The organism is Arthrobacter sp. 10N44_2, assembly GCF_056394385.1.
Map to the genome: position 1 here is coordinate 302054 of NZ_JBFTHT010000001.1, position 26278 is coordinate 328331.

General features: G+C 66.7%; 18 protein-coding genes. 10 read left to right on the plus strand and 8 right to left on the minus strand.

Annotated elements, in window-relative coordinates; genetic code table 11:
• Window positions 1-162 precede the first annotated feature (162 nt).
• The 6 genes from mihF to AC1DBX_RS01460 all read left to right on the plus strand — a co-directional run bounded on the left by mihF (window position 163) and on the right by AC1DBX_RS01460 (window position 6472).
• Complete coding sequence (mihF, locus tag AC1DBX_RS01435; protein WP_223916673.1) at window positions 163-480, plus strand: integration host factor, actinobacterial type; 318 nt, start codon at window positions 163-165, stop codon at window positions 478-480.
• 40 nt (window positions 481-520) lie between these two features.
• On the plus strand, window positions 521-1093 hold the full coding sequence (gene gmk, locus AC1DBX_RS01440) for a guanylate kinase (RefSeq protein WP_028276459.1): 573 nt from the start codon (window positions 521-523) through the stop codon (window positions 1091-1093).
• A 39-nt stretch (window positions 1094-1132) separates the two neighbouring features.
• Window positions 1133-1393, plus strand: coding sequence for a DNA-directed RNA polymerase subunit omega (gene rpoZ / locus AC1DBX_RS01445; protein ID WP_018773134.1), 261 nt, complete (start codon window positions 1133-1135; stop codon window positions 1391-1393).
• Window positions 1394-1445: 52 nt separating this feature from the next.
• The gene (locus AC1DBX_RS01450) at window positions 1446-2774 is read left to right on the plus strand and encodes a bifunctional phosphopantothenoylcysteine decarboxylase/phosphopantothenate synthase (RefSeq protein WP_476930911.1); all 1329 of its coding nucleotides are present in this window, start codon (window positions 1446-1448) and stop codon (window positions 2772-2774) included.
• A gap of 77 nt (window positions 2775-2851) precedes the next feature.
• Window positions 2852-4087 carry a methionine adenosyltransferase gene (metK, locus tag AC1DBX_RS01455; protein WP_476930912.1) on the plus strand — a complete coding sequence of 412 codons (1236 nt, stop codon included), beginning with the start codon at window positions 2852-2854 and terminating at the stop codon, window positions 4085-4087.
• 195 nt (window positions 4088-4282) lie between these two features.
• The gene (locus AC1DBX_RS01460; RefSeq protein ID WP_476930913.1) at window positions 4283-6472 is read left to right on the plus strand and encodes a primosomal protein N'; all 2190 of its coding nucleotides are present in this window, start codon (window positions 4283-4285) and stop codon (window positions 6470-6472) included.
• Between the two features lie 250 nt (window positions 6473-6722).
• Here AC1DBX_RS01460 and AC1DBX_RS01465 read toward each other — a convergent pair whose 3' ends face one another.
• The 4 genes from AC1DBX_RS01465 to AC1DBX_RS01480 form a co-directional block, all read right to left on the minus strand.
• Complete coding sequence (locus AC1DBX_RS01465; protein ID WP_476886472.1) at window positions 6723-7814, minus strand: glycosyltransferase family 4 protein; 1092 nt, start codon at window positions 7812-7814, stop codon at window positions 6723-6725.
• On the minus strand, window positions 7811-8737 hold the full coding sequence (locus AC1DBX_RS01470; protein WP_476857071.1) for an alpha/beta fold hydrolase: 927 nt from the start codon (window positions 8735-8737) through the stop codon (window positions 7811-7813). Before AC1DBX_RS01470 ends, AC1DBX_RS01465 begins: the two co-directional genes overlap by 4 nt.
• Window positions 8738-8748: 11 nt before the next feature.
• On the minus strand, window positions 8749-9618 hold the full coding sequence (locus tag AC1DBX_RS01475) for an aldo/keto reductase (RefSeq protein WP_476930914.1): 870 nt from the start codon (window positions 9616-9618) through the stop codon (window positions 8749-8751).
• A gap of 82 nt (window positions 9619-9700) precedes the next feature.
• A complete protein-coding gene (locus tag AC1DBX_RS01480; RefSeq protein WP_476849289.1) occupies window positions 9701-10663 on the minus strand; it encodes a sugar-binding transcriptional regulator in 963 nt (320 codons plus the stop codon).
• 123 nt (window positions 10664-10786) lie between these two features.
• On the opposite strand from AC1DBX_RS01480, the gene AC1DBX_RS01485 reads away from it, so the two are divergent.
• From AC1DBX_RS01485 to glpK, 3 genes are all read left to right on the plus strand, one after another.
• Window positions 10787-12556, plus strand: a complete 1770-nt coding sequence (locus AC1DBX_RS01485; protein ID WP_476930915.1) for a glycerol-3-phosphate dehydrogenase/oxidase — start codon at window positions 10787-10789, stop codon at window positions 12554-12556.
• 156 nt (window positions 12557-12712) lie between these two features.
• Entirely contained in the window at window positions 12713-13465 is a 753-nt protein-coding gene (locus AC1DBX_RS01490; RefSeq protein WP_476857068.1) for an MIP/aquaporin family protein, read from the plus strand.
• A gap of 54 nt (window positions 13466-13519) precedes the next feature.
• Window positions 13520-15034, plus strand: coding sequence for a glycerol kinase GlpK (gene glpK, locus AC1DBX_RS01495; protein ID WP_476930916.1), 1515 nt, complete (start codon window positions 13520-13522; stop codon window positions 15032-15034).
• A gap of 75 nt (window positions 15035-15109) precedes the next feature.
• Here glpK and AC1DBX_RS01500 read toward each other — a convergent pair whose 3' ends face one another.
• Genes AC1DBX_RS01500 through AC1DBX_RS01515 form a run of 4 tightly spaced genes read right to left on the minus strand, consistent with a single transcriptional unit; the run spans window position 15110 to window position 22832 of the window.
• The gene (locus AC1DBX_RS01500) at window positions 15110-16048 is read right to left on the minus strand and encodes a hypothetical protein (protein WP_476870907.1); all 939 of its coding nucleotides are present in this window, start codon (window positions 16046-16048) and stop codon (window positions 15110-15112) included.
• Between the two features lie 31 nt (window positions 16049-16079).
• Window positions 16080-19226 (minus strand): efflux RND transporter permease subunit, encoded by a 3147-nt coding sequence (locus AC1DBX_RS01505; RefSeq protein ID WP_476930917.1) that lies wholly within the window; start codon window positions 19224-19226, stop codon window positions 16080-16082.
• 1 nt (window position 19227) lies between these two features.
• On the minus strand, window positions 19228-19686 hold the full coding sequence (locus AC1DBX_RS01510) for a hypothetical protein (RefSeq protein WP_476870906.1): 459 nt from the start codon (window positions 19684-19686) through the stop codon (window positions 19228-19230).
• Window positions 19683-22832: an efflux RND transporter permease subunit gene (locus AC1DBX_RS01515; RefSeq protein ID WP_476857065.1), complete on the minus strand. Its 3150-nt coding sequence runs from the start codon at window positions 22830-22832 to the stop codon at window positions 19683-19685. Before AC1DBX_RS01515 ends, AC1DBX_RS01510 begins: the two co-directional genes overlap by 4 nt.
• Before the next feature lie 876 nt (window positions 22833-23708).
• Between AC1DBX_RS01515 and leuS the strand changes: the two genes are divergently transcribed.
• Complete coding sequence (gene leuS, locus AC1DBX_RS01520) at window positions 23709-26240, plus strand: leucine--tRNA ligase (protein WP_476849282.1); 2532 nt, start codon at window positions 23709-23711, stop codon at window positions 26238-26240.
• The last annotated feature ends 38 nt before the right edge of the window (window positions 26241-26278 follow it).

The window sequence follows — 26278 nt, forward strand, 5'->3', positions numbered from 1 at the left end:
GGAGCTGCCGGACCCGGGCCGGGGGCCGTCCCGTTCGGAATTGTGCTTTTCCCGTTCCCGAACTGGCCGGCGCGCAGATTTCCATTGATTTCTGCCGCCGCCTGACGGTAGGTTCGGGGCAAGGGCATGAGTGCCCCGTCCCGCCATGCAGGGAGGCCTTCCGTGAGTTTGAGACCACTCACTCCTCAGGAGCGTTCCGACGCCCTTCGCAAGGCCGCTGCCGCAAGGGCCACCAGGGCCGAGGCAAAGGAGCGGCTCAAGACGGGGGAGCTGACCATCGCCAATGTCATCAGTGCCGCCGAATCCGACGACGCCATTGCCCGCATGAGAATCGTGGAGCTGCTCGAGGCCCTGCCCGGGATCGGCCGGGTCCGGGCGGCGGCCATCATGGACCAGCTCGGCATCGCACAATCCCGACGGGTCCGCGGCCTGGGAATCCACCAGCGCCGGGCGCTGGTAGATTTTATTGACGACAAGTAGCCCGGTCCGCCGAGCTGCCCACCACCGCCCAAAGGAATATGTGAGCAAGAAACCGGGACTGACAGTCCTCGCCGGCCCGACGGCTGTTGGCAAAGGCACCGTGTCCACCTACATCCGGGACAACTACCCCGGAGTCTGGCTCTCCGTGTCGGCCACCACGCGCCCGCCGCGGCCGGGGGAGCAGGACGGGATCCACTACTTCTTCAAATCGGCCGAGGAATTCGATTCCCTGGTCGAAAACGGCGAATTGCTCGAGTGGGCCGTCGTCCACGGCCGGAACCGCTACGGCACGCTGCGCAGCACGGTTGACGCCGCCATTGCCGAGGGCCGCTCGGTGCTGCTGGAGATCGATCTGCAGGGCGCCCGGCAGGTCAAGCAGGCCGTCCCGGATGCCCAGTTTGTGTTCCTGGCGCCCCCGAGCTGGGACGAAATGGTCCGCCGGCTGGTCGGCCGCGGCACGGAAAGCGCCGAAGAACAGCAGCAGAGGCTGGAAACCGCTAAACTAGAACTTGCCGCTGAACCGGAGTTCGACCACACCGTCATCAATGATGACGTTCGTCGGGCAGCGGACGAGCTTGTTTCACTCATGGGGCTGACCCCGAACCCGCGCTAGGCGCCGGGACGTACCGGCCCGTTAGAATTTGGAGAATTCGTGTCCACGAACCTTGAAGGCATCATCAACCCGCCGATCGACGAGCTGCTGAAGGCCGCCGACTCGAAGTACGGACTGGTGATTTTTGGTGCCAAGCGCGCACGCCAGATCAACGCGTACTACGCCCAGCTGCATGAGGGCCTGTTTGAGTACGTTGGCCCGCTGGTCGACACCAAGCTGAACGAGAAGTCCCTGTCGATCGCCCTGCGCGAGATCAACGAAGGCAAGCTCGTCTCCACGCCGATCGAAACCGCAGAGTAATTCCCCCCGCGGGAAGAGCCAAGTAAACAGACTGCCTGCTGACGGAGATCACGTGCGCATAGTCCTCGGAGTCGGGGGAGGGATTGCCGCCTACAAGGTGGCATCGCTCCTCCGGCTTTTTACTGAAGCCGGGCATGACGTCACGGTCATCCCCACCGAGGCGGCCACCCGCTTCGTCGGCGTCGCCACATGGGAGGCCCTGTCCGGGCACCCGGTGAGCAACAGCGTGTTCGACGCCGTCCACACGGTCAACCATGTCCGGCTCGGCCACGAGGCCGAACTGATCGTCGTGGCCCCGGCCACGGCCGATCTCCTGGCCCGCGCGGCCACCGGCCAGGCCGATGACCTCCTGACCAACACCCTGCTGATGGCCGGCGACTGCCCGGTGCTCATGGCCCCGGCCATGCACACCGAAATGTGGCAACACCCCGCCACCGAGGCCAACGTCGAAACCCTGCGCAGCCGCGGCGTCACTGTCCTCGAACCCGCGAGCGGGCGGCTGACCGGCGCCGACTCCGGTCCCGGCCGCCTGCCCGAGCCGGAGGCGATCTTCACCGCCGCCATGGCCCTCGCCGGCGCCGAAGCGGCCGCCGCCAACGCTTCCGCAACTTCCGCGGCGATGCCGGCCGTTGACCCGGCCGTGACAACTGCCCTGGCCGCCGTGCCTGCAGCGGCGCAGTCGGCGGTTACGCCGTTGGCCGGACTGACGGTGACCATCAGTGCCGGCGGCACCCGGGAACCGCTGGACCCCGTGCGGTTCCTCGGCAACCGCTCCTCCGGCAAGCAGGGCGTGGCCCTGGCCGCCGCGGCCCGCGACGCCGGAGCCCGCGTCCGGTTGCTGGCCGCCCACATGGAGGTCCCGGCGCCCGCCGGCGTCGAAATCGTCCAGGTCGAAACGGCCCTGGAACTGCGGGAGGCGGCGCTGCACGCGGCCGCCGACTCCGACGTCGTCATCATGGCCGCTGCGGTCGCGGACTTCCGGCCGGCGGACGTCGCCGGGACCAAGATCAAGAAGCGCGACGACGTCGCCGATCCCGTGATCAACCTGGTGCGCAACCCCGACATCCTGCGCGAACTCGTCGAGGTCCGCGACGCCGCGTCCCGGAATCAGCTGATCGTCGGCTTCGCCGCCGAGACGGGCGATGCCGGCGGAGATGTCCTGGACTATGCCCGGGCCAAGCTGCACCGGAAAGCCTGCGACCTGCTGGTCGTCAACCAGGTGGGCCGGGACCTGGTCTTTGGCGAGGACACGAACACAGTAGTCATCCTTTCCCGTGACGGCTCCGAACCCCAAGAGGCGTCGGGTTCCAAATCCGACGTCGCGGCTGCCGTGATCGACCGGATCAGCGCCGAGCTGAGCCGGGCTGTACCGCCGGCGTAGCCCGGCGTAACCAACATCTCCTTAGCACGGGGACACACGCCGCCGGACGTCCGTTATCCAACCAGTAAGGTAGTTGAGTGACTTTACCGCTGCACATCCCCGCCTTCCACGGGTCCACGCCCGCCGCGCTCCGGCTCTTCACGTCCGAGTCGGTGACGGAGGGCCACCCCGACAAGATCTGTGACCAGATCAGCGATGCGATCCTCGACGCACTGCTCGCCAAAGACCCCGAGTCCCGGGTAGCCGTGGAGACGCTGGCCACCACCGGGCTGGTCCACGTCGCGGGCGAGGTCACCACCGACGCCTACGTCGAGATTCCGCAGATTGTCCGGGAGACCATCCTGGGCATCGGGTACGATTCTTCGGCCAACGGCTTCGACGGCGCCCGGTGCGGCGTCTCGGTATCCATCGGCCAGCAGTCCAACGACATCGCCGGCGGCGTGTTCAACTCCCTCGAAGCGCGTGAGGGCCGCCAGGAGGACGACTACGACCTCCAGGGAGCCGGCGACCAGGGACTCATGTTCGGCTACGCCAGCGACGAAACGCCGTCCTACATGCCCGTGCCGATCTGGCTCGCGCACCGGCTCTCCGAGCGCCTGACCGAGGTCCGCAAGAACGGCGAACTCGCCTACCTGCGCCCGGACGGCAAGACCCAGGTCACCGTGGGCTACGACGGCGACCGCCCGGTCTCAGTCGAAACCGTCGTCATCTCCAGCCAGCACGCCGAAGGCACCAGCCTGGACCAGCTCCGGGCCGACCTCGCCGAGCACGTGGTGGGGCCGGTCATGGCACTGTCCAACCTGGACACCTCACGGACCCGCAACATCCTCAACCCCGCAGGCGCCTTTGTGATTGGCGGCCCGGTGGGCGACGCCGGCCTCACCGGTCGCAAGATCATCGTCGACACCTACGGCGGCATGGCCCGCCACGGCGGCGGCGCGTTCTCCGGCAAGGACCCGTCGAAGGTGGACCGTTCGGCCGCCTACGCCATGCGCTGGGTCGCCAAGAACGTGGTGGCCGCCGGCCTCGCCAAGCGCGCCGAAATCCAGATCGCCTACGCGATCGGCCAGGCCCGCCCGGTGGGAACCTACGTTGAGACATTCGGAACCGAAACCGTGGACCCGGCCCGCATCAGCGCCGCGATCGCCGAGATCTTCGACCTGCGCCCGCGGGCCATCATCGACGCCCTCGACCTCAAGCGCCCGATCTACGCCAAGACGGCCGCGCACGGTCACTTCGGCCGCGAAGACCCGGACTTCACGTGGGAACGCCTGGACCGGGTGGACGAGCTGAAGGCGTTCTTCAACGCCTAAGGCCGGCCAAACCGTCCGATGCTGTCTTGTCGGTTTGTTTTCACAGTGAGTTTGTCAGTCCTGCGTGATGCACTGTAGCCAGGCCGCCCTCCGGTGGCCTGGCTACAGTGCATTTGGGAATACAGTGCATTTCGGAAACAGTGCATTTCGGAAAACATTGCATGTGTCGAACGATCCTCAGGGGAGGTGCGAGCCGTGAGTCCCATTCCTGCCGGCGGCGCGCCCGGTGAACCCCAGCAGCTGTCCCTGCTCCAGGGTTTTCCCGCCTCCGCCGCGGAAGCGTCCGGGCCGGCCCTTGCGGCCCACCTGCCGGTGGCGCGGGTGCTCATCGAGTCCTCGCTGCCCCACCTGGACAGGCCTTTCGACTACAGCGTCCCCGCCGCCCTCGACGCCGACGCCATCCCCGGAGTCCGGGTCAAGGTCAAATTCAACGGGCAGGAACTGGCCGGATACCTGCTGGAGCGCACCGCCGGATCCGACGCCGGCCACCCCCTGGTGCCGCTGCACAAGGTGCTCTCCGCCGTCCCGGTCCTGACCCCCGCAGTGGCCGAGCTCGCCGGCCGGATCGCCTCGCGCTACGCCGGAACGGTCAGCGATGTCCTGCGCGTGGCCGTGCCGCCGCGCATGGCCAAGCTGGAAAAGGAATTCGCCCCGGACGGCCGGCTCGATCCCGCGCTGTTCGGCACTGAGACGTTCGGTCTGGCGACCGACGTGTCGCTTCCGTCGACAGCCGCCGGCAGCATCTGGACCCGGTACCGCAACGGTGCGGCATTCCTCGCCCACCTCGCCGCGGGGGAGTCGCCCCGGGCCGTGCTGACCGCCCTGCAGGGGTACGGGCCCGCCGGCTGGCCGCGGATGATCGCCGAAGCCGTGGCCGCGGTGCGGATCTCCGGCCGCGGCGCCGTCGTCGTGGTGCCCGACTACCGGGACCTTGACCGCGTGGAATCTGCCCTGCTGGAACTGCTTCCCGCCGGCGACGTCGCCCGGCTCACCGCGGACGACGGCCAAACGCCGCGCTACCGCAGCTTCCTGCGCGTACTCAGCGGCGCCGCCGGGGTCGCCGTGGGCACGCGGTCCGCGGCCTACGCGCCGGTGCCGAACCTCGGGCTCGTCATCTGCTGGGACGACGGCGACGACCTCCACATCGAGCAGCGCTCCCCGTACGCGCACACCCGCGAAGTCCTCCTGCTCCGGGCGGGCCAGGAGGGGGCCGCGTGCCTGCTCGCCGCCCATTCGCGCAGCACCGAAACGGAGCGGCTGGTCGCCTCCGGCTGGGCCCAGGCCGTGGAAGCGGACCGGGCCGTCGCGCGGCGGACAGTCCCGCGGGTCCTGAACACGGCCGACAGCTACGAACTCGAGCATGACCCGCTCGCCCGGATCGCCCGGCTCCCCGGCGCGGCCTGGCGGGCCGCCAAGGAAGGCCTGGAACGGGGTCCGGTCCTGGTCCAGGTGGCCCGCGCCGGCTACGCCCCCTCGCTGGTGTGCGACACCTGCCGGGAACCGGCCCGCTGCACTGCCTGCAGCGGCCCGCTGGCGATCGCCGGTCCGGGCGGGAGCAGCGCCGTGCCGCAATGCCGCTGGTGCTCGGCCCCGGCCCCGGCCTGGCGCTGCGGCACGTGCAACGGCGCCAGGCTAAGGCGCGGCGCCACGGGAGCCCTCCGCACCGCGGAGGAGCTGGGCCGGGCGTTTCCGGGAAAACCGGTCGTCACCTCCTCCGGGGACCAGATCAAGGCCACCGTTGCGGAGACCGCGGCCCTGGTGGTGGCAACTGTCGGCGCCGAACCGGTGGCCTTCGGCGGGTACGCCGCGGCCCTGCTGCTCGACGGCGATTCGCTGCTGCGCCGGGAAAACCTGAGGGCGGGGGAGGACGCGGTCCGCCGCTGGTTCAACGCCGCGGCCCTGGTGCGGCCCGCTTCCGAGGGCGGCCTGGTGGTCATCACGGCCGACGACGCCGCCGGGGTTGGCGCCCTGCTGCGCTGGGATCCCGCCGGGTACGCCAGCCGGGAACTGGCACTGCGGCAGGAGCTGCAGCTGCCGCCCGCCGTGCGGGTCGCTTCCGTCACCGGCGGCAGGACCGCCGTCGGCCATTTCACGGATGCCATCCAGCAGCGGCTGGCGGCGCAGGGAACCGTCCTCCGGACGGCCGGGCCCGCGCCGGTCATTCTGCCGGCGGCCGCGGGGGCAGGCCGCACGCCGCCGCAGGATGCTGCGACGCGGGATGCTGTGCCCCGGGACTCCGGCCAGGAGGTCCGGACCCTGCTGTTCATCCCCTACGCCCAGGCCGCGGCTGCCACGGCCGTCATGCGGGCCGTCAAGGCGGCGGCCGCAGCCAAGCGCAGCGACGACCCGGTGCAACTGCGCCTGGACGGCGTCGACGTCCTGTAGGACCCTCCATTGCGTCTCCGCGGCTCACATGGCCCCACCGGCACGGCGGTCCCTCTATTCAAAGGGCGCGCATGCCGCAACAGGCCCGCAGGCCGGCGGCCATTCGCCGCAGATGGCCGGAATGAGGCTCCGTATTGCGGCCCTCCGCGGCAAATGGGTGGTCGGGGCCCGTGGCGCCGGCGTCATCCCGGCCTCGCTTTGGCTGCGGCGCGGAGCGGATCTCCGCGCCGGCCACTTACAGCCGTTCCGGCTATCTCCGGCCGCGGGGCCGGTTCCGGAGCGCGACGGCCTCTTCGGCGACGGCCACGAGCCGCCGCGCCGACTCATCCCAGCTGAAGTCTGCGGCCCGCTCCACTGAACGGCGGGACCGGGCCTTCCACAGGGCGGGGTCCTCGAGCGTGCGCACCGCCTCGGCAAACTCCGCCGGGGAGTCCGGATGCACGTAGCTGACGGCATCGTCACCGACCTCCCGGAAGATCGGGATGTCGCTGGCAATCACCGGCGTGCCGTGGGACATGGCCTCGACGAGCGGCAGTCCGTAGCCCTCGGCCCGGGACAGGCTGACCAAGGCGGTGGTGCGTGCCAGGAGGGCCTCATACTCGGCGTCGGTCACCCCGTTGTGGAAGACGATGCTTGCGCCCTCCGGAGCCAGGGCCTCGAGCTCGGCCCGCCGCTCGGGCGTGATGCGGCTGAGCAGATGCAGGGTCATGTCCGGGAGCTCCGCCATGCCGCGGACCATGGTCTCCACGTTCTTATAGGGCATGAAGGAACCCATGTAGAGCAGCGTCTTGTCGGCCCCCGCCCCGGGATCGCGCGGGGTGTGGCCGTGCTGTGGGGCGTTGCCGACAATCCTGACAGGACGCCGGGTGAGCCGGTACTTCGCCATCAGGGCCGCCGTGGTGGAGCTGATCGTCGCCACGATGTCCGCCCGGTTCAGCAGGAGCCGCTGGGGCCAGAACGCTTTGTGGTACAGGCGCCACAGGACCCTGACGGGGGCCGGCAGGAATCCGGGAGGGGTGGGGTGCTCGTAGTAAATGAGGTCGTGCAGGGTCAGCACCAGGGCGTACTTCCGGCCCCAGCTGCCCATGGTCTGCATGGGGCATACCACCACGTCGGCGCCCAGCTTGTTGACCTTGGCCGCCACGAAGAGTTCGGCCGGGGACAGCGGGCTGTTGATCAGGGTGTAGGGAACATCGGGCAGGAGCGCGAGCTGGCGGGTGTCGCTGATCAGCATCGAGACGTCGGCGATCCTGGCGGCCGCCGCGATCAGGCTGGCGCCGTAGCGGCTGATGCCGTCGTGGTGGTCCAGCCGGGTGAAGCGGGCATCAATGAGAATTTTCACGCGGCGTGGTCCTTTAGGAAGCGTCTGATGTAGCGGGCAGCGGGCTCGGGGGTTTCGTAGTGGATCAGGTGCCCGACGCCGGGAATGACCTCCAGCCTCCCGTCCGGGAGCCGCGCCGCGAGTTTGTGCTGGTCCGCCAGCATGGCGATCTCGTCCTTCTCGCCCGCGATCAGCAGCACCGGCAGCGTCAGGTCGCCGGCCACCTCGGTGACGTTGCTGCCCACCGAGGCCTTGAAGGCCTGAAGCAGGCTGTCCCGGTCTGCGAAGGAGGAAAAATAGGCGCTGTGCTGGGCGTGCACGAACCGGCGGATGTCCTTGTCCCCGGTCTTGGCCATGGTCACACTCATCACCCGCACGATCGCCTGGCTGCGCAGCAGGGCCAGCCCGAGCCGCTGGGGAAGGCGTGCGGCGGCCTCGTAGTAGAGCACCGCGAGCTTCGTCATTAGGCCCTTGGGCCCTTCGAGGGCGGGCGCCGCGATGGGATTGACCAGGATCAGTTCGGCTACGGCACCGGGGTTGGCCGCCACGAAATGGCTGGCAATGATCGAACCGAACGAATGCCCCAGCAGGACCGTGTCCGCGCCCAGTCCCAGAGCAGCCATGAAACCGCCCAGGAACTGGCTGTAGCCGGCAACGCTGTGCCCGGTTCCCGCGAAGGCGGCCGAGCTGCCGAAGCCCGGCAGGTCCGGCATGATCAGGCGCATGTCCGTCAGCTGGTCGGCCACCCTGAGCAGGCCGTGGTGGTCGCCGCGGAACCCGTGCACCACCAGGATGGTGCGCGTTTCGGGGGTGACCTCGGCGGGTTCGTAGACCCAGTACGCGATCCGGGCACCGTCAACCTCAACGGACGCGGCCCGGGTGCGGGCGTCGAGTCCGCCGCTGAAGAGGGGCGTGCGTGAGGACCCGGTATCCACTTGTTCCATTGGTTCGAATCCTATGCGACGTTGTCGGGGTGGGAGCCGGTCCGGAAGCCGCGTTCGAGGCCGCCGACCTCCGTCATATCCAGCGGGGAGAGCTCAAAGTCGAAGACCTCGAAGTTTTCACGGATCCGCCCGGACGAGCTGGCCTTGGGGATGGCGATATTGCCCAGCTGCAGGTGCCAGCGCAGGATGATCTGCGCCGGCGTGCGGTCGTGTTCGGCCGCCAGGGCCAGGATCACCGGGTCCTTCAGGACCTGGCCGCGGCCCAAAGGACTCCACGCCTCGGTGCGGACACCCAGCAGCTCGTGCTTTTCCCGCAGTTCATCCTGCTGCAGCCAGGGATGAAGTTCGATCTGGTTCACGGCGGGCACCACCTCCGCCGTTTCCAGGAGCCGGTCCAGGTGCTGCGGCTGGAAGTTGGAGACCCCGATTGCGCGAACCTTGCCCTCGCGGTACAGCGTCTCCAGGGCCCGGTACGTTTCCGGGAACAGGCCACGGCGCGCGCACGGCCAATGGATCAGGTAGAGGTCGATGTATTCCAGGCCGAGGTTGGAGATCGAGGTGTCGAACGCACGCATGGTGGCGTCGTAGCCGTGGTCGTCATTCCAGACCTTGGTGGTGATGAAGAGGTCCTCGCGGGAAACGTAGGGCGCGGTTTCCCCAGGCCCGCCGCCGGTGCCCTCAAATCCGGACAAGGCACCGATTCCCTTGCCGACGCCCGTCTCGTTGCCGTACATGGCGGCGGTGTCGAAGTGCCGGTAGCCGGTCTCGACCGCCATGGTCACCAGGCTGGCGGCGTCGGCCGGGGGGACCTTGTACAGCCCGAACCCCAGCCGGTCGATCAGTACGCCGTTGTTCAGGGTCAGCCGGGGGGAGAGTCTCATGACAAAGACTTTACCCACTGGCGCTGGCGAGTGCCGGACCGCCGTTGCCGCCGGCCGCACCGGTCACGGTGCCCGCAACCGCTCAGCCCAGTCCGTCGAACCGGACGAGCCTGCGTGCGCTGGCCTCGTCCAGAATCAGGTCGGTGGCCAGTCCTGCCGCCAGCGCGCCCCTGAGCCCGTTGATTTTGGAAGCACCGGACACCACGCAGATGCGGCGCCGGACCTGGCGGAGCTGGGCCAGGTCCGGGCCGGTGGAGCGCGCGTTGAGCGTGATGCCGTCCGAGGACCCGTCGGCGCGGAAGAACACCGTGGCAACATCGCCCACCACATCGGAGTTCGCCAGGACGTTCAAGTCGTCTTCATCGAGGTAGCCGCCGGCGTAGACGTGGCTGGGGTAGTCGGCGTCGACCGATCCGACACCAAAGATCGCGATGCTCATCCGGGCCTGCAGCTCCAGGATCCGCTGAACACTCCGCTCATTCCACATGGCCCTTTTGGTCGCGGCGTGGTCGAAGAAGGCCGGCACGGGAAACTGTTCCACCCGTGCTCCGTAGGCGCTGCCGAACCGCCTCATGATGTCCGAGGCATAGGTGATGCCGGTGGTCTGCATGTTCCCGGCGCCGTTGAGCTGGACGATCACGCTGTCGTGGGTGATCTTGCGCGTCAGGTGCCGGCTCACGGCGCTCAGGGTGGAGCCCCATGCGACGCCGATGATGGCGTTGGAGTCCACCAGGGGTCCGATCGTCCGGGCAGCCTGCATGGCTACACGGTCCAGTGTTTCCGCCTCATTGAGGGTGTCCACCACCGGAACGACATGGACATCCACCTTGTATTCGGCGCGGATCATGCCCTCGAGTTCGGGCCCGGTGTCCAGCGGGCTGCGGATCTGGATCTGCACGAGACCCGAATCGCGCGCCGCGGACAACAGCCGGGAAACCGTGGACCGGGACGTCCGGAGCTCGCGGGCGATGGCGTCCATGGTCAGGTCCTGCAGGTAATACAGCTGGGCCGCGCGGAGGGCGTCGGACTGGCGTGATTGCATCATGACATTTCCCATCTGCACGTTTGTGCATAGTGCTTGACTCCATTTTCCATTAGTCCAAAGAATAGTGTTGAACGGCGCCGCGCCACGGGCGTGCCGCACAGAATCAAACCCAAGGGAGCAATTTTGGGACAGAAGGACTCAGTCGGCACACCGGCGAACGATCGCGCCTCGGTGCAGAAGCTGCGGACGCGGCGGCACGCGCAGGTTCTGATCATCGGAGGCGGAATCAACGGGGTCGGAACGTTCCGTGACCTGGCGCTGCAGGGCGTGGATGTGGCGCTCGTTGAGCGCGGCGATTACTGCCAGGGTGCCAGCGGCGCCTCTTCCCACATGATCCACGGCGGCATCCGGTACCTCGAAAACGGCGAGTTCCGCCTTGTCCAGGAGTCGGTGACCGAACGCAACAGGCTTCTGCGGATCGCGCCGCACTACGTCAAGCCGCTGCAGACCACGATCCCGATCTTCAGCACCTTCTCCGGGGTCCTGGCCGCCCCCATGCGCTTCCTGACCCACAAGCAGGGCAAGCACACCGAACGCGGGGCGTTCCTGATCAAGCTCGGCCTGAGCATGTACGACTTCTTCTCCCGCGACGGCGGCACGGTTCCGCGCCACCAGTTCCGCGGACGCAAACGCGCCCTCGCCGAGCTGCCCCGCCTGCACCCCGGGATCAAGTACGCGGCCACGTACTTCGACGCCTCCGTCCACAACCCCGAGCGCCTCACCCTCGACGTGCTCCAGGACGGCGAGAAGGCCGGCGGCGCGGACGGCCACGCCCGCGCCAGCAATTACGTCTCTCTGGTCTCGCTGGGCGGCTCCGGAACCCCCGGAACCCCCGGAACCACTGTCCAGCTGCGCGATGAACTGACCGGTGAGGTGTTCGACTTCACTGCCGACGTTGTCGTGAACACCACCGGCGCCTGGGTCGACCTGACCAACGAGGCCATGGGGGCGGCGTCGTCGTTCATGGGCGGAACCAAGGGTTCGCACATCGTGCTGGACCATCCGGAGCTGCTCGCGGCGTGCAACGGCCGCGAAATCTTCTTCGAGCACACCGACGGCCGGATCGTACTGATCTACCCGATGGGTGACCGCGTCCTGGTCGGCACCACCGACGTCGACGCCGACATGGCCCAGGACGCCGTGTGCACCGAGGCGGAAATCGACTACTTCTTTGACCTGATCGGCCACGTGTTTCCGGACATCCCGGTGGGCCGGGACCAGATTGTCTACTCGTTCTCCGGTGTTCGGCCGCTTCCGAAGCACGACGCGACCCAGCCCGGCTTCGTCAGCAGGGACTACCGGATCGAACGCCGTGCGGCGGCGGGCGGCGCCGTCCTCAGCCTCGTCGGCGGCAAGTGGACCACGTTCCGGGCCCTCGCCGAGCACCTGAGCAACGACGTCCTGGCCGAACTCGGTATGGAACGGAAGGTTTCGACGGCGAAGCTCGCCATCGGCGGCGGCGCCGGCTTCCCGGACAGCGAGGACGGCGTCCAGCGCTGGATCAAGGCCCACATGTCGGCCGGCCGCGACGTCGCCCGCGTCACCGGGCTGCTGACCCGCTACGGGACCCGTGCCGAAGAAGTCATCCGCTTCCTGGACGGGGCCGCGGCCGGCGAGCCGGACCGGCTGCTGCATTCCACCCGCGAGCTGAGCACCCGGGAACTGGAGTTCATGGCCGCCCATGAGCAGATCGGGCACCTCGTGGACGTCCTCATCCGCCGCACGTCCCTGGCCTTTCGCGGCCTGGTGACAGGGGAACTGCTCAACGAAGTCGCGGACATCCTTTCCGGACCGCTCGGCTGGGACGCGGCACGCCGGGCCTCAGAGATCAGCCACGCACAGGAGGTGCTACAGCGGTTCCACGGTGTCCGGGTCCACAGCTTGGTCGCCTGATATTGCTTGCGTGCCCGGGCAGGGAAGCCCTGGTGCAAGCACTGCGCGGTCCGCCCTGGCGGCCGGCGCAGTGGCCGGCCGGCAGCACGAACATGCTGCCGGCCCAACGGCTTCCAAACTCGCGGAGGCCGACAACAGAAAATAGAGGAGTCAAAGATGTCTCTTGGAATAGTTTTCCTATCCGAATTATTCGGTACCGCCATGCTGACCCTGCTGGGTTGCGGCGTTGTGGCCAACGTTGCGCTCAAAGGCACCAAGGGCAATAACGGCGGGTTCCTCATGGTCACCTGGGGGTGGGGCCTTGCCGTCTTCTCCGGTGTCTATGTTGCTTCCATCTCAGGTGCGCACCTGAACCCGGCCGTGACTTTTGGCCTGCTGGTCAACGGCAAGAAGTTGTACGCCCCCGGTGTTCCGGTTGACTTCGCCTCGACCCTGACGTACTTCGGCGGTGAACTGACCGGTGCCTTCCTCGGCGCCGTCGTGATGTGGCTGGCCCACAAGCAGCACTTTGATCTCGAGCAGGAGCCCGCCAGTCAGCTGGCCGTCTTCTCCACGGGCCCGGCGATCCGCTCCAACCAGTGGAACCTGATCACCGAGATCATCGGCACCTTTGTCCTCGTGTTCGTTATCCTGACCTTCGGCGGGACGCCTTCCGGGCTCGGCCCGCTGTCGGTGGCCCTGCTGGTCGTCGGTATCGGTGTTTCGCTCGGCGGCCCCACCGGCTACGCCATCAACCCCGCCCGTGACCTGGGCCCCCGCATCGCGCACGCCTTGCTCCCCATCAAGGGCAAGGGCTCCAGCGACTGGAGCTACTCCTGGATCCCGGTGGTCGGTCCGCTCATTGGCGGCGGCCTCGGCGGCCTCGTGGCAGCAGTCGTGCCGATCATCATCCCCGTCATCCCTCACTAACTGCCCGTTCAACCGTCAGTACAACTGCCACGCCAAACAGACAAGGACGTCACTATGAACCAGTACGTAGTTGCAATCGACCAGGGGACCACGAGCACCCGAGCCATCGTGTTCGACCACAGCGGCAGCATCGTCTCCTCCGGCCAGATGGAGCACGAGCAGATCTTCCCCCAGCCCGGCTGGGTGGAGCACAACCCCGCTGAAATCTGGAACAACACCCGCGAGGTGATCGGCTCGGCCCTGTCCAAGGCGAACCTGACCCGGCACGACATCGCCGCCGTCGGCATCACCAACCAGCGCGAAACAGCGGTGGTGTGGGACAAGACCACCGGCGAGGCGATCTACAACGCCATCGTGTGGCAGGACACCCGCACCCAGCCGATCGTGGACGAACTCGCGAAGGACGGCGGGGTAGAACGCTTCAAGCAGAAGGTGGGCCTGCCGCTGGCGACCTACTTCTCGGGCACCAAGATCAAGTGGATCCTGGACAACGTCGAGGGCGCCCGGGCCAAGGCGGAGGCCGGCGACCTCGTCTTCGGCAACACCGACTGCTGGGTGCTCTGGAACCTGACCGGCGGGACCGACGGCGGAGTGCACGTCACCGACGTGACCAACGCCTCACGGACCATGTTCATGGATCTTGAGACGCTGTCGTGGGACCAGGAGATTCTGGACGCGTTCGGCGTCCCGGCCTCCATGATGCCGGCCATCAAGTCCTCCTCCGAGGTCTATGGCACGGTGCACACCTCCCAGCTGCTTCGCGAGGTTCCTGTGGCCGGGATCCTGGGCGACCAGCAGGCGGCCACGTTCGGGCAGGCGGCGTTCGATGCCGGGGAAGCCAAGAACACCTACGGCACGGGCTGCTTCCTGATCTTCAACACGGCCGAGGAAATTATCCATTCCAAGAACGGGCTGCTGACCACCGTCGGCTACAAGCTCGGCGACGCGGCGCCGCACTACGCGCTGGAGGGCTCCATTGCCGTCACCGGTTCCTTGATCCAGTGGCTGCGGGACAACCTCGGCATGATCAGCAGCGCCCCCGAGGTCGAGACCCTCGCGGCCTCGGTGGAGGACAACGGCGGTGTGTACATTGTGCCGGCATTCTCCGGCCTCTTCGCACCGTACTGGCGCTCGGACGCCCGCGGCGCCATTGTGGGCCTGACCCGCTATGTTACCAAGGCCCATATCGCCCGCGCGGCGCTGGAGGCCACCGCCTTCCAGACCCGTGAGGTGCTGGACGCCGTCAACGCCGACTCCGGCGTACCGCTGACGGAGCTGAAGGTCGACGGCGGCATGGTCGCCAACGACGCCCTGATGCAGTTCCAGGCGGACATCCTCGGCGTGCCGGTCATCCGTCCGAAGGTGGTCGAGACGACGGCGTTGGGCGCAGCCTACGCGGCCGGCCTGGCGGTCGGATTCTGGAAGGACCTGGGCGAGTGCTCGGCCAACTGGGCCGAGGACAAGCGGTGGGAGCCGCAAATGGACCAGGCCGAGCGGGAACGCCAGATGCGTCTCTGGAAGAAGGCCGTCACCAAGTCGATGAGCTGGGTTGACGACGACGTGAAGTAGGCGCGCACAAGGAGCCCCGGCCGGGAAGATCCCGGCCGGGGCTCCTTTGTCTATTGCCCGGGAGCGGCAGGGCCGTTAGTGGTAGTGGTGGCCATCGTAGCCACGTGCCACCTCAGCGCGCGGCGTCTTCGCGTAGACGTCCTTGCTGACCGTGTAGCCCCGGCGGTCGATCTGCAGTGCCTGCTCGTTGACGCTCTTCAGCTCGGAGCGGCTGAGCTTCTTGATCTTGACGAGATTCAGGAACTCCTGGTCCTCTCCGCCCACGGCCGTGACCTTGATCAGACCCGTGTGCTTGGAATAGAACTTTCGCTGGTGGCCGGCGCTTGGCGGGTCCAGCGGGTTGAACTCATCGATAACCAGCACATCGCTGTAGCAACCAGTGGCGACGCAGACGCGTTGGTCCTTCGCGAACACATCACCGCAGTCCAGGAAGTCCACGCTGGGTGCGTAGGCCTGGGGGTAGGCGGGGGTCTTCAGGCGCGGGTGGCTCTGCATGGCGATGCCCGCCTGGGCCTTGTCGATGCCGCTGATGAACGTACTTGGCGCACCCACAAGCTTCCCGTTCTCGTACTCCTCCGGATATTCGCCGAAGAGCCACACGTCGCCCTTCCGTGTCTCGGCGAAGAAGGCAAGTTCCGATTCCGCGAGCTCACCGTCGGAGTAGTCCCGGTCCCATATCGCGATGGTCTTCACCCCGTCGATCACCTTGGTCAGCCCCGTGACCGTGCTGACAACCTTGCGGGTGGTTGTCCCGTCCGGGGAGACTACTTTGCCGGTGGTGGTGTACTGCATGCCGGGTTCGAGGGGGAACCACTTGTTGTCAATCTCCGGCCTGGACGGGAAGGCGCTGCGGTTGAATTTGATTGCCGAGCCGGGGCCGCACAGTTCCTGCGAACGGGCGGCCGCCGGCGCGGTGGCTGCCGTCGCCGCGGCCGCCGTCGCCGCCGTCAGCGACGCCACCACCAGCAAGACCGCGGAGCCGTAAGCGGTAAATCTCTTAGATAGTGGAGTCATCTGACTGGCCTCTCATTGTTGGTAGTTGTTGCTATACGGCTGATACAGGTTCCGGCTCGCGGGGCTGACGGTCATGACGTGCCGGACCCTTCTTGGCGAACCGCAGGTAGAGCGATGGAACGATGAACAGGTTGACCAGTGTCGATGTCACCAGCCCGCCCAGGATCACCACGGCCATGGGGTGCTCGATCTCATGGCCGGGGCGGTTGCCCATCACCACCAGCGGGACCAGGGCGAGTGCGGTGGCGAGCGTGGTCATCAGGATTGGTGACAGGCGTTCGGCTGCGCCCCGCAGGACCAGGTCCCGGCCGAACGGCACGCCTTCGAACTGTTCCAGGTGCTGGCAGTGGTTGATGAGCAGGATGCCGTTGCGGGCGGCGATGCCCATCACTGTCAGGAACCCGACCAGCGACCCGAGGGACAGGATTCCGCCGCTCATGTGCGCGGCGATCACCCCGCCCACCAGTGCCACCGGCAGCGTCAGGATGCCCAGAACGGCAAGCCGCCAGCTCCGGAATGCCGCCTGGAGCAGGAGGAATACCACAACCAGGGCGCCCATCGCGAAGAGGAGAAGCCGCTGCGAGGCGGCCTGTCGCTCCGCGTATTCGCCCAGGATCTCGGCGCTGTACCCGGTGGGGAACTCCACGGACTTGAGATCGGATTCGAGCTTCTCGACGACCTTGGCCAGATCGCCTTCCTTGACGTTGGCGCTGACATCGAGGCGGCGGGACCCTTCCGAACGCTCAATGACGTTGGGAGTGGGCTTTACCGTGATCTTGGCGACATCGGCCACCCGGATCTTCTGCCCGCTGGGAGTGTCCAGCGGGAGGTTCTCGATGCTTGTGACGCTGGTCCGGATCGCCGGAGGACTCCAGACCTGGACGTCATAGGCCTTGCCGTCCCGGTAGACGTCGCCGACCTCTTCGCCGGATACCAGGGTGGCTGCGGCACGGCGGACGTCACCGGGCTTCAGGCCGTAGCGGTTGGCGGCGTCCAGGTTCACCTCGACGTCCACCTGCGGAACGTTGACCTGGAGTGCGACTTTGGCTCCGATGGCACCCTCGATGCCGGCCAGGGCAGTCTTGACCTTGTCCGCCTGCTTCTTCAGCGTGTCCAGGTCATCGCCGTACACGCGGACCACGATCGAGTAGCCCGTACCGGTGAGCACCTCGCGGACACGTTCCTTGAGGTAGGTCTGGACGTCCCGGTGGATGCCGGGATACCCGTCCACGACCTGCTGGATGGAGGCCAGGGTCTTGTCGTAGTCGACCGAGGGGTCAACGCTGATCCAGTTCTCGCCAAAGTTGACCCCCACCACCTCATCGGCGGCGAAGGCCTGACCGATGTGGGACCCGCAGTTGTTGACGCCGGCAATGGTCATCAGCTCCTGGCAGGCCAGTTGGCTGACGCGCACTTCCTCGGCGTTGGAGGTGCCGGGTTGCGTGACCCAGTGCATGAGGAAGTCACGTTCCTTGAACGAGGGCAACAGTGACTGGCCCAGGAGCGGGGCCGCTATGATTCCGACGACGCCGAGTGCCCCCACCGCGAGGTAGCCCGGGAGCGGGCGTTTCACAATGGGACGCAGGGCGGCGCCGTACCAGCGCTTGAGGACCCGGACCACCGGCGGATCGCGGTCTTCCAGCTTGGCATTGCGCAGGAAGATGTACGCCATGGCCGGCGTGACCGTGAGGGCCACCAGCATGGACGCCAAAACCGCCAGGGTGTAGGCGGTCGCCAGGGGCCGGAAGAAGGCGCCCGTCAGGCCATCCAGGAAGAAGATCGGTACCGTGGCGGCAACGATAATCAGGGTGGCGTAGACGATGGGGCCGCGGACTTCCAGGGAAGCGTTGACGACCACGCGGGCGGTGCTTTCGGTCCCGCCGCTGGCGCGGTGGTGCCGGAGCCGCCTGACGATGTTCTCGACGTCGATGATGGCATCGTCCACCACGACCCCGACGGCAATCACCAGCCCCGCAAGCACCATCGTATTAATCGTGCCTCCGGTCCAATACAGCACCAGGGCCGCTGCCATCAGCGACAACGGGATCGCCGTCACGCTCACCAGGGCTGTCCGCCATTGGAACAGGAAGACGCTCAGCACCAGGACCACCAGGAAGCAGCCCAGCAGCAGCGCGAGGCTCAGGTTGCCGAGCGACTCCTCGATGAACGAGGCGGGCCGGAACAGGGTGGTGTCGACCGCGATTCCGGTCAGGCCGGGCTGCAGTTCCTTGAGCGCTTCCTCGACCCCGCGGGTGACTTCGAGGGTGTTGCCCCACGGCAGCTTTTCGACGATCAGCATCAGTCCGGGGCCGCCATTGATAACCGCGTCACCGATCAGTTGCTGGTGGTCCTCCACGACGGTTGCCACGTCGGCGAGCTTCAGGGGAGGCAGTCCCTCGCGTTCCTCCAGTGGCACCTGGGCAAGGTCCGCCGGAGACGTGATGGGTTGTACGTGCCTGATGGACATGCTCTGGCTGGGTGTTTCCAGCGCCCCTCCGGTGCCGATCAAGGCACCGGGGGAGTACTTGAGCAGGCCGGCGTCCAAGGCGTCGGACGTGGAGTTCATGACGTTTTCCAGCGTCACGTTGTTGGCTGCCAGCTTGGTCGGATCAACCTGGACCTGGAGCATCTGAAGCCGTTCGCCCCAGATCGCAACGTTCGCCACGCCAGGCACCCGCAGCAGGTGTGCCCGGATGTTCCAGTAGGAAACCATGGACATTTCGATCAGGGAGCGGGTCTCGGAGGAGAGCCCGATCTTCATGACACGGCTGGTGGAGGACAGCGGCTGGAGCATTATTGGCGGCGCGGCCCAGGTCGGCAGAGTCGGTATGACCGTTGCCATCCGCTCCGACACCAGCTGCCGGGCGGTGAGCAGATCGGTCCCGGGTTTGAACTCCATCACGATGGCGGACAGCTGCGACACAGACTTCGACCGCATCTGGTCCAGGCCGTCTATGCCGTTGAAGGCCTGCTCCATCGGAACCGTTACGAGTTCCTCGACTTCGGAGGCAGTGAGACCCAGACATGCCGTCTGAACCTCGACGCGGGGCGGTGCGAACTCCGGGAAAACATCCACCGAAGCGCTGCTGAGTTGCGCGCCGCCCACGATCATGAGGGCGGCCGCCATCGCAATGATGATCGACCGGAACCTCAGGCTTGCAGCGACAATCCGGCGCATGTCAGTGCGCCGTATCGAATTCAGCGCCGAAGAGTTCAGCCGCGCCGACGGTTACGATTGCGGTGCCGACCGCGGGGCCGGCCGAGGCCGTGACCACTCCGTCCTCCACCTTGGCTACCGTGACCGACTGCCGCTGGTAGACCCGCGGGGCCGGGTTAGTGTACACCCAGGTTTTTCCGCTGGCGTCGTAGAGCAGGGCTGAGTAGGGCACGACGACGTCCTTGCCCTTTCCGGCCTTGACGGTGTCGGTCTTCAGGTCGAGGCGTTCGATTCCCTTCTCCGTCAACGTCAGTTTCGCGATGCCTGTTGCGGCATTCTTCTCCACCTTGGCGGGTTCGTTGGCCGAGACGGCGGCGGGGGCCGCCGCCGTCGTCTGGGCACATGCGGGCAACGCGAACAGAAGTGCTGCGCATAAAGCGGCCGCCAGGGGCAGGCGCCGCGAGGGCTGTTGGCTGGTCATTTTGCTTCCACCTTTTCCTGCGTAACGGGCTGGACGGGAACTTCGGCCTCGTACACTTCGGCCCACTCTTCCGGGGCGGAACCGGGCCCGAACCAGAGAGCGAGCAGGGGGAGTACGAAGATCCCGATGAGAGTTGTCGTGATGAGTCCGCAGACGATGATCAGGGCCATCGGGCCCAGGAAGGACCCGCCGACGGCGCCGCCGAAGAGTCCCGGCGGGATCAGGATCGCCACCGTGATCAGGGCTGCCTTCAGAATGGGCGAGACCCGGTCCCGGGCCGCCATCATGATGACCTTGTCAGGGGACTCGTGCGGGGTGGCCCGCCACAGCTCATCCGTCCGGGCGGAGAGCAGCGCCGCGTTGCGGGCTGCAACGGCCAGCACCGCGGCAAAGGCCGTGAGTGCCAGCACAGTGATGGCGCCTCCCGCGATCCACGCTGCCACGGCGGCCCCGGCCAGCGCGGCCGGCAGGGACAGGAAGATGGCAAGCGCCAGCTTCCAGCTCCGCACCGCTGTCTGGAGAAGGAGCAGGATTCCCAGAAGGGCAGCCGCGCCGATCCACAGAACCATGGCGTCCCCGGCGAGCTGTTCACTGTACTTCGTGGGGATTTCGGCGTGGTATTCCAGCGGGAACTGGATCTGCTCGATCGCCGCGTTGATGTCGCGCTGGATATCCGCGAGCGGACGTCCGCTGACCTCGGCCACCACATCGATCCGGCGTGAGGTGTCATCGTGCAGAATCACGACTTCATTGGGAACGAGCCGGATGTCGGCGATTTGGCCCAGCTGGACCTGGCCGCCGCTTGGCGTATCCAGCAGGAGCTCACGGATGCTGGTCAGGTCATCCCGGACGTCCACCGCGCCGCGCACCACCACTTCAAAGACCTTCTGCTGTTCGAAGAGGTTGCCGACGACGATGCCTTGCATCAGGGCGGCGGCGGCGCGGCGTGCGTCGCCGGGTTTGATGCCGACCTTCTGCGCCGCCTCGAGGTTGACCTCGACTTCGACGATGGGCGTCATGGCGCTGGCGTTGATCGTCGGGTTCTTCACGCCGTCGACCTTTTCGATGGCCTTGCGGACCTCTTCTGCCTTCTCTCGCAAGACGGGCAAGTCTGTTCCGTAGACGCGGACAGCGAATCCGGGATCCATGCTGCTGCGCTCCTGGCCGATCTGCTGCTGGGAGTAGTTCACCACGTTGTGGGCGATGCCGGGGTAGCCCTGGACGACGTCACGGACCGCCTGCTCCGTTTCGCTGAAGTCGGCATCCGGTGTGATGGACACCCAGAGTTCCGCGGAACTGTTCCCGACAACCTGGTCGGAGGAAATGGCGCGGCCGATGTGGCCGCCAACTCCCGAGACACCAGGCAGGGTCCGCAGTTCGTCGGACGCCTTGGACGCCACCCGACGCACCTCGTCGTTGGACGTGCCTGCCATCGAGTCCCACTGCACCAGGAGTGTCCGGTCCGGAATCGTCGGCACGACCGCCCGGTTCCCGACCAGCTGCGATGCCGCGGCGAGCCCCAGCAGTCCAACGACGGCGACAGCGACAATGCCGAGGGCACGGCGGGAACGTGCCCCCTCGAGTGCCCTGTCGTACGTGGACCTGGCCCGGACAACACCGGGCGAGTCCGCCCGCCGGGCTTTCTCACCGGGAAGCAGGAGATATGCCAGGACCGGTGTCACGGACAAACCCACCAGCATTGACACGGCAAGCGCCAACGCCAGGGACCAGAAGAGGGGCTGGAAGAACGCACCGCCGACTCCCGTGACGAACAGCGTCGGTACGAGCGCGAGGGCCATGATGAGCGACCCGTGGAACAGCGGTGTGCGGACGCTGCGGACAAGCTGGACCATGCGGAACCTGATGGTGGCATCTGTCTCGGTCCCGGTGGTCCGCAACGGCCGGCGCCGCTGCGCCTGCACATCCTCCACGATGTCTCCGACAATCACAGAGACGCCCAGCAAGATGCCGGCGAGGATCGAGATATTCAGTGTGGAGTCGAGCAAGTAGAGCACCACTCCCGCCGCCATGACGGTGGTGCTGATCGCCACCAGGGCGATCACGGCCACCCGCCAGGAGCGGAACAGGGCCCAGAAGAGCAGCACGGCGATCAGGAGGCTCACGAGCAGCGCCAGGCCGAGTCCGTCCACGGCATCCTGCAGGAAGGAGGCGGGCCGGAAGACGGACGTATCCATCTGGATTCCGGAAAGCCCGGGCTGCATGTCGTTCAGCGCAGCCTCGAGGTCCTTGGTGACCTGCAGCGTGCTGGCTCCGGGGAACTTCTCCACGACCAGCAGGAGGCCCGCATCCTGGCCGACGACGGCATCGCCGATCAGCGGCTGGTGGTCCTCCTTCACCTGGGCAATGTCACCCAGGAGCATGGGAGATCCGGCGTCTTCGACACTGACCTTGGCCAGGTCCTCCGGTGTTCGGATGGGCAGCACGTGCTGGATGCCCAGGCGTTGGCTCGGCGACTCCACGAACCCGCCCGTGCCGGGGGTGGACGCCTCAAGGAAGCTCAGCGGCGACACCCAGACTGCGTTGCCGGTGGTCTTGATGACCTGTTCGAGCGTGATGCCCTTGTCACGCAGCTGCGTGGGGGTCACCTCTACTTGGAGCTGCTGTTCGCGCTGTCCCCAAATGGAAACGTTGGCGACCCCGGGAATGCCGATCAGCCGCGGCTTGATCTTCCACCGGGCCAGGACCGACATTTCGATCCCGGAAAGCTCTTTGGAGCTCATCCGGACCATAAGGACGCGGCTGGTGGACGACAACGGCTGCATGATCAGCGGCGGCGCCGAGACGTTCGGCAGCGCGTGGGCCTGGGTCATGCGTTCGGCCACGAGCTGGCGCGCGCGCAGAAGGTCGGTGCCCGGCTCGAACACGAGCTCGATCGAGGACAGGCCGGGAACTGATTTGGACCGGATTTCATCGAGCCACGCCACCCCGTTAAGGAGGTCGGCTTCCATCGGGGCAGTGATGAGCTGTTCAACTTCGGCAGCTGAGAGGCCCAGGGCCTCGGTCTGGATCTCGACGTGGGCCGGGGCGAACTCGGGCATGCTGTCGATGGCGACGTGGGGGACGTTCACTACCCCGAAGGCAATGAGTCCGGCCGCCATGGCGAGAACCAGGATGCGGAACTGCATACTGAAACGGGTGATCCAGCCGAACATGGCTAGCCCTGTTCCAGGGAGCCGGCGTCGCAGGTGCGGCCGGCGGGGGATTTCGGCAAATGCACGGAAGAATTGCGCAATTGATACATGACAGGCTCCTCAACCCGAGACCATTTGCGAATCCCCCCGAGAGATCCCATTTCTTGCTGATCTTTATCGAATAGTGTTCCCATTTGAATCGTTTGGCAAGATCAAAATTTTAGGCCTGCTTCCCGGTTTTTCACGGGTTTCTCCCAGCTTGGAGGCTCACAATGCGCTCTCCGAAGAAACTTCGCGGAAGGGCCCGGGCGCCCGTGGCCGGCCACCCGGGTGTTCGTTGTTTTTCTACTTGTTTTCCGCGCCGAGCTACCCGAATTTCTGTCGTAGTTACTTGCCCGATACGTCGGGCAATTGGCAGTAAGTACCGCTATTCCATAGGTATGTCGTTTGTAACAATTGCGGACATAGCAGCCCGCACAGGCCGCCGGAGCGCGAGTCGACTGCGACTACCGGGCCGCAACCGGCCCGTCGGTTCAGCACGAACCAGCCCGAGGGGCTAAAGTGGTCCTATGCGCGCCGTGCTCCTGCTTAGCTAGCCGCCCGGCATCCCGGCGAGACCTCGTTTCCGAAGAGTCCCCGGATTGCCGAGCGGCGGCCCCTCCATGTCGAGGGGCTTTTGTGTGTCCGGGGTACATTCCGGTCCGCAACGCACGAAGTAACAGCAGGTGTACCACGTACGGACAGTATGGGGTCAGGACCGGGCAGCCGGCCATGACAGTGCAGATTTGATGGTGAACAGGCCTGGCGGCAGGCAGGCCTGAAGGTAGACAGGCCTGGATAACAGGCCGCACAGAACAGAAGAGGCCAGCAGTGAGCGTTCAGCCGGAAACACAGACCGGATCGCCAGCAGCCGCGGCGGAGGGGCCTGAGGAAGGTGCCTACAGCTTCGCGGCAATGGAAGCCAAGTGGCCGCAGGTCTGGGAAGACCTGAAGGTCTTCACGCCGCTCGACGACGGCTCAAAGGAACGCCGCTACGTGCTGGACATGTTCCCGTATCCGTCCGGTGACCTTCACATGGGCCACGCCGAGGCGTTCGCGATGGGCGACGTTGTGGCGCGCTACCTGCGCCAGCAGGGCTACGACGTGCTGCACCCGATCGGCTGGGACTCCTTCGGCCTGCCCGCGGAAAACGCGGCGATCAAACGCAACGCGCACCCCAGTGAGTGGACGTACGCCAACATCGACACCCAGGCGGCGTCGTTCAAGCGCTACGCAATCTCTGCGGACTGGTCCCGCCGGCTGCACACCTCGGACCCGGAGTACTACCGCTGGACCCAGTGGCTGTTCACGCGGTTCTACGAACGTGGACTGGCCTACCGCAAGAATTCGCCGGTCAACTGGTGCCCCAAGGACCAGACCGTGCTGGCCAACGAACAGGTGGTCAACGGCGCCTGCGAGCGGTGTGGCACTCCCGTGACCAAGAAGTCCCTGAACCAGTGGTACTTCAAGATCACCGACTACGCCGACCGCCTGCTCGATGACATGGACGAACTGCGCGGGCACTGGCCCGAACGCGTCCTCGCGATGCAGAAAAACTGGATCGGCCGTTCCGAGGGTGCCCACGTCAACTTCGTGATCGAGGCCGACGGCGGCAAGGCCGCCAAGGACGTCACCGTCTTCACGACGCGCCCGGACACCCTCTACGGCGCCACGTTCTTCGTCGTCGCCGCCGACGCGCCGCTCGCCGTCGAACTGGTCACCGACGAGCACGCCGCCGCCCTGGACGCCTACCGGGAGCAGGTCAAGGCGCTCTCCGAAATCGAGCGCCAGTCCACCGAGCGCGAGAAGACCGGCGTCTTCACCGGGCGCTACGCGACCAACCCGCTCAACGGCGAAAAGCTGCCCGTCTGGGCCGCCGACTATGTCCTGGCCGACTATGGCACAGGCGCCATCATGGCCGTCCCGGCCCATGACCAGCGCGACCTCGACTTCGCCAAGACCTTTGACCTGCCCGTCCGGGCAGTCCTGGACACGGGCGAGGAAGACCCGGCTGCCACGGGCATCGCCACCACCGGCGAGGGGACCCTGATCAACTCCGGCGGCCTCGACGGGCTGCCCAAGGCCGAGGCCATCCCGGCGGCCATCGAAATCCTGCGCGAGTTGGGCACCGGCGAGAAGTTCGTGAACTTCCGGCTTCGTGACTGGCTGCTCAGCCGGCAGCGGTTCTGGGGCACACCGATCCCCATCATCCACTGCCCGGCCTGCGGGGAGGTCCCGGTCCCGGATGATCAGCTGCCCGTGACCCTGCCGGCGGACCTGCGCGGCGAGGACCTGTCCCCGAAGGGCACGTCACCGCTCGCCGCGGTCGAAAGCTGGGTCAATGTCGAGTGCCCCAACTGCCAGGGCCCGGCCAAACGGGACACGGACACGATGGACACCTTCGTGGATTCCTCCTGGTACTTCCTGCGCTTCGTCTCTCCGCAGTACACCGGCGGTCCGTTCGATCCGGAGAAGATCAACGACTGGATGCCGGTCGGACAGTACGTGGGCGGCGTGGAGCACGCCATCCTGCACCTGCTCTATGCGCGGTTCTTCACCAAGGTCATCCACGACCTCGGCATGATTGAGGCGGACGAGCCGTTCAGCGCACTGCTGAACCAGGGGCAGGTGCTCAACGGCGGCAAGGCCATGAGCAAGTCCCTGGGCAACGGCGTCGACCTCGGCGAGCAGTTGGACAAGTTCGGTGTGGACGCTGTCCGCCTGACCATGATCTTCGCCTCCCCGCCGGAGGACGACGTCGACTGGGCGGACGTATCGCCGTCGGGCTCCGCCAAGTTCCTGGCCCGGGCCTGGCGCCTCGGGCAGGACGTCACAAGCGCACCCGGCGTCGATGCCGCCACCGGTGACCGTGCCCTGCGCACCGTCACCCACCGCACGATCGCCGATGCGCAGGCCCTGCTGGACAACAACAAGTTCAACGTGGTTGTCGCAAAGCTGATGGAACTGGTCAACGCGACCCGCAAGACCATAGATGCAGCCAGCGGTGCCGGCGGTGCGGACCCAGCAGTCCGCGAGGCCGTCGAGGCCGTAGCCGTCATCCTGAGCCTGTTTGCACCGTATACCGCCGAGGATCTGTGGAACGTCCTGGGGCACCCGGCATCGGTCGCCAACGCCGGCTGGCCCACGCACGACGACGCACTGCTCGTGGAGGACACGGTCACCGCCGTCGTCCAGGTGCAGGGCAAGGTGCGGGACCGGCTGGAGGTTTCCCCGGACATCTCCGAGGAGGACCTGCGCGAACTGGCGCTGGCATCGGAAAATGTCCAGCGCGCCCTCGATGGCCGTGCCCTGCGCACGGTGATCGTACGGGCGCCTAAACTGGTCAACATCGTCCCGGCCTAGCCGGACGTACCAGCTTGACACTGGCCGCCGGCTGATCC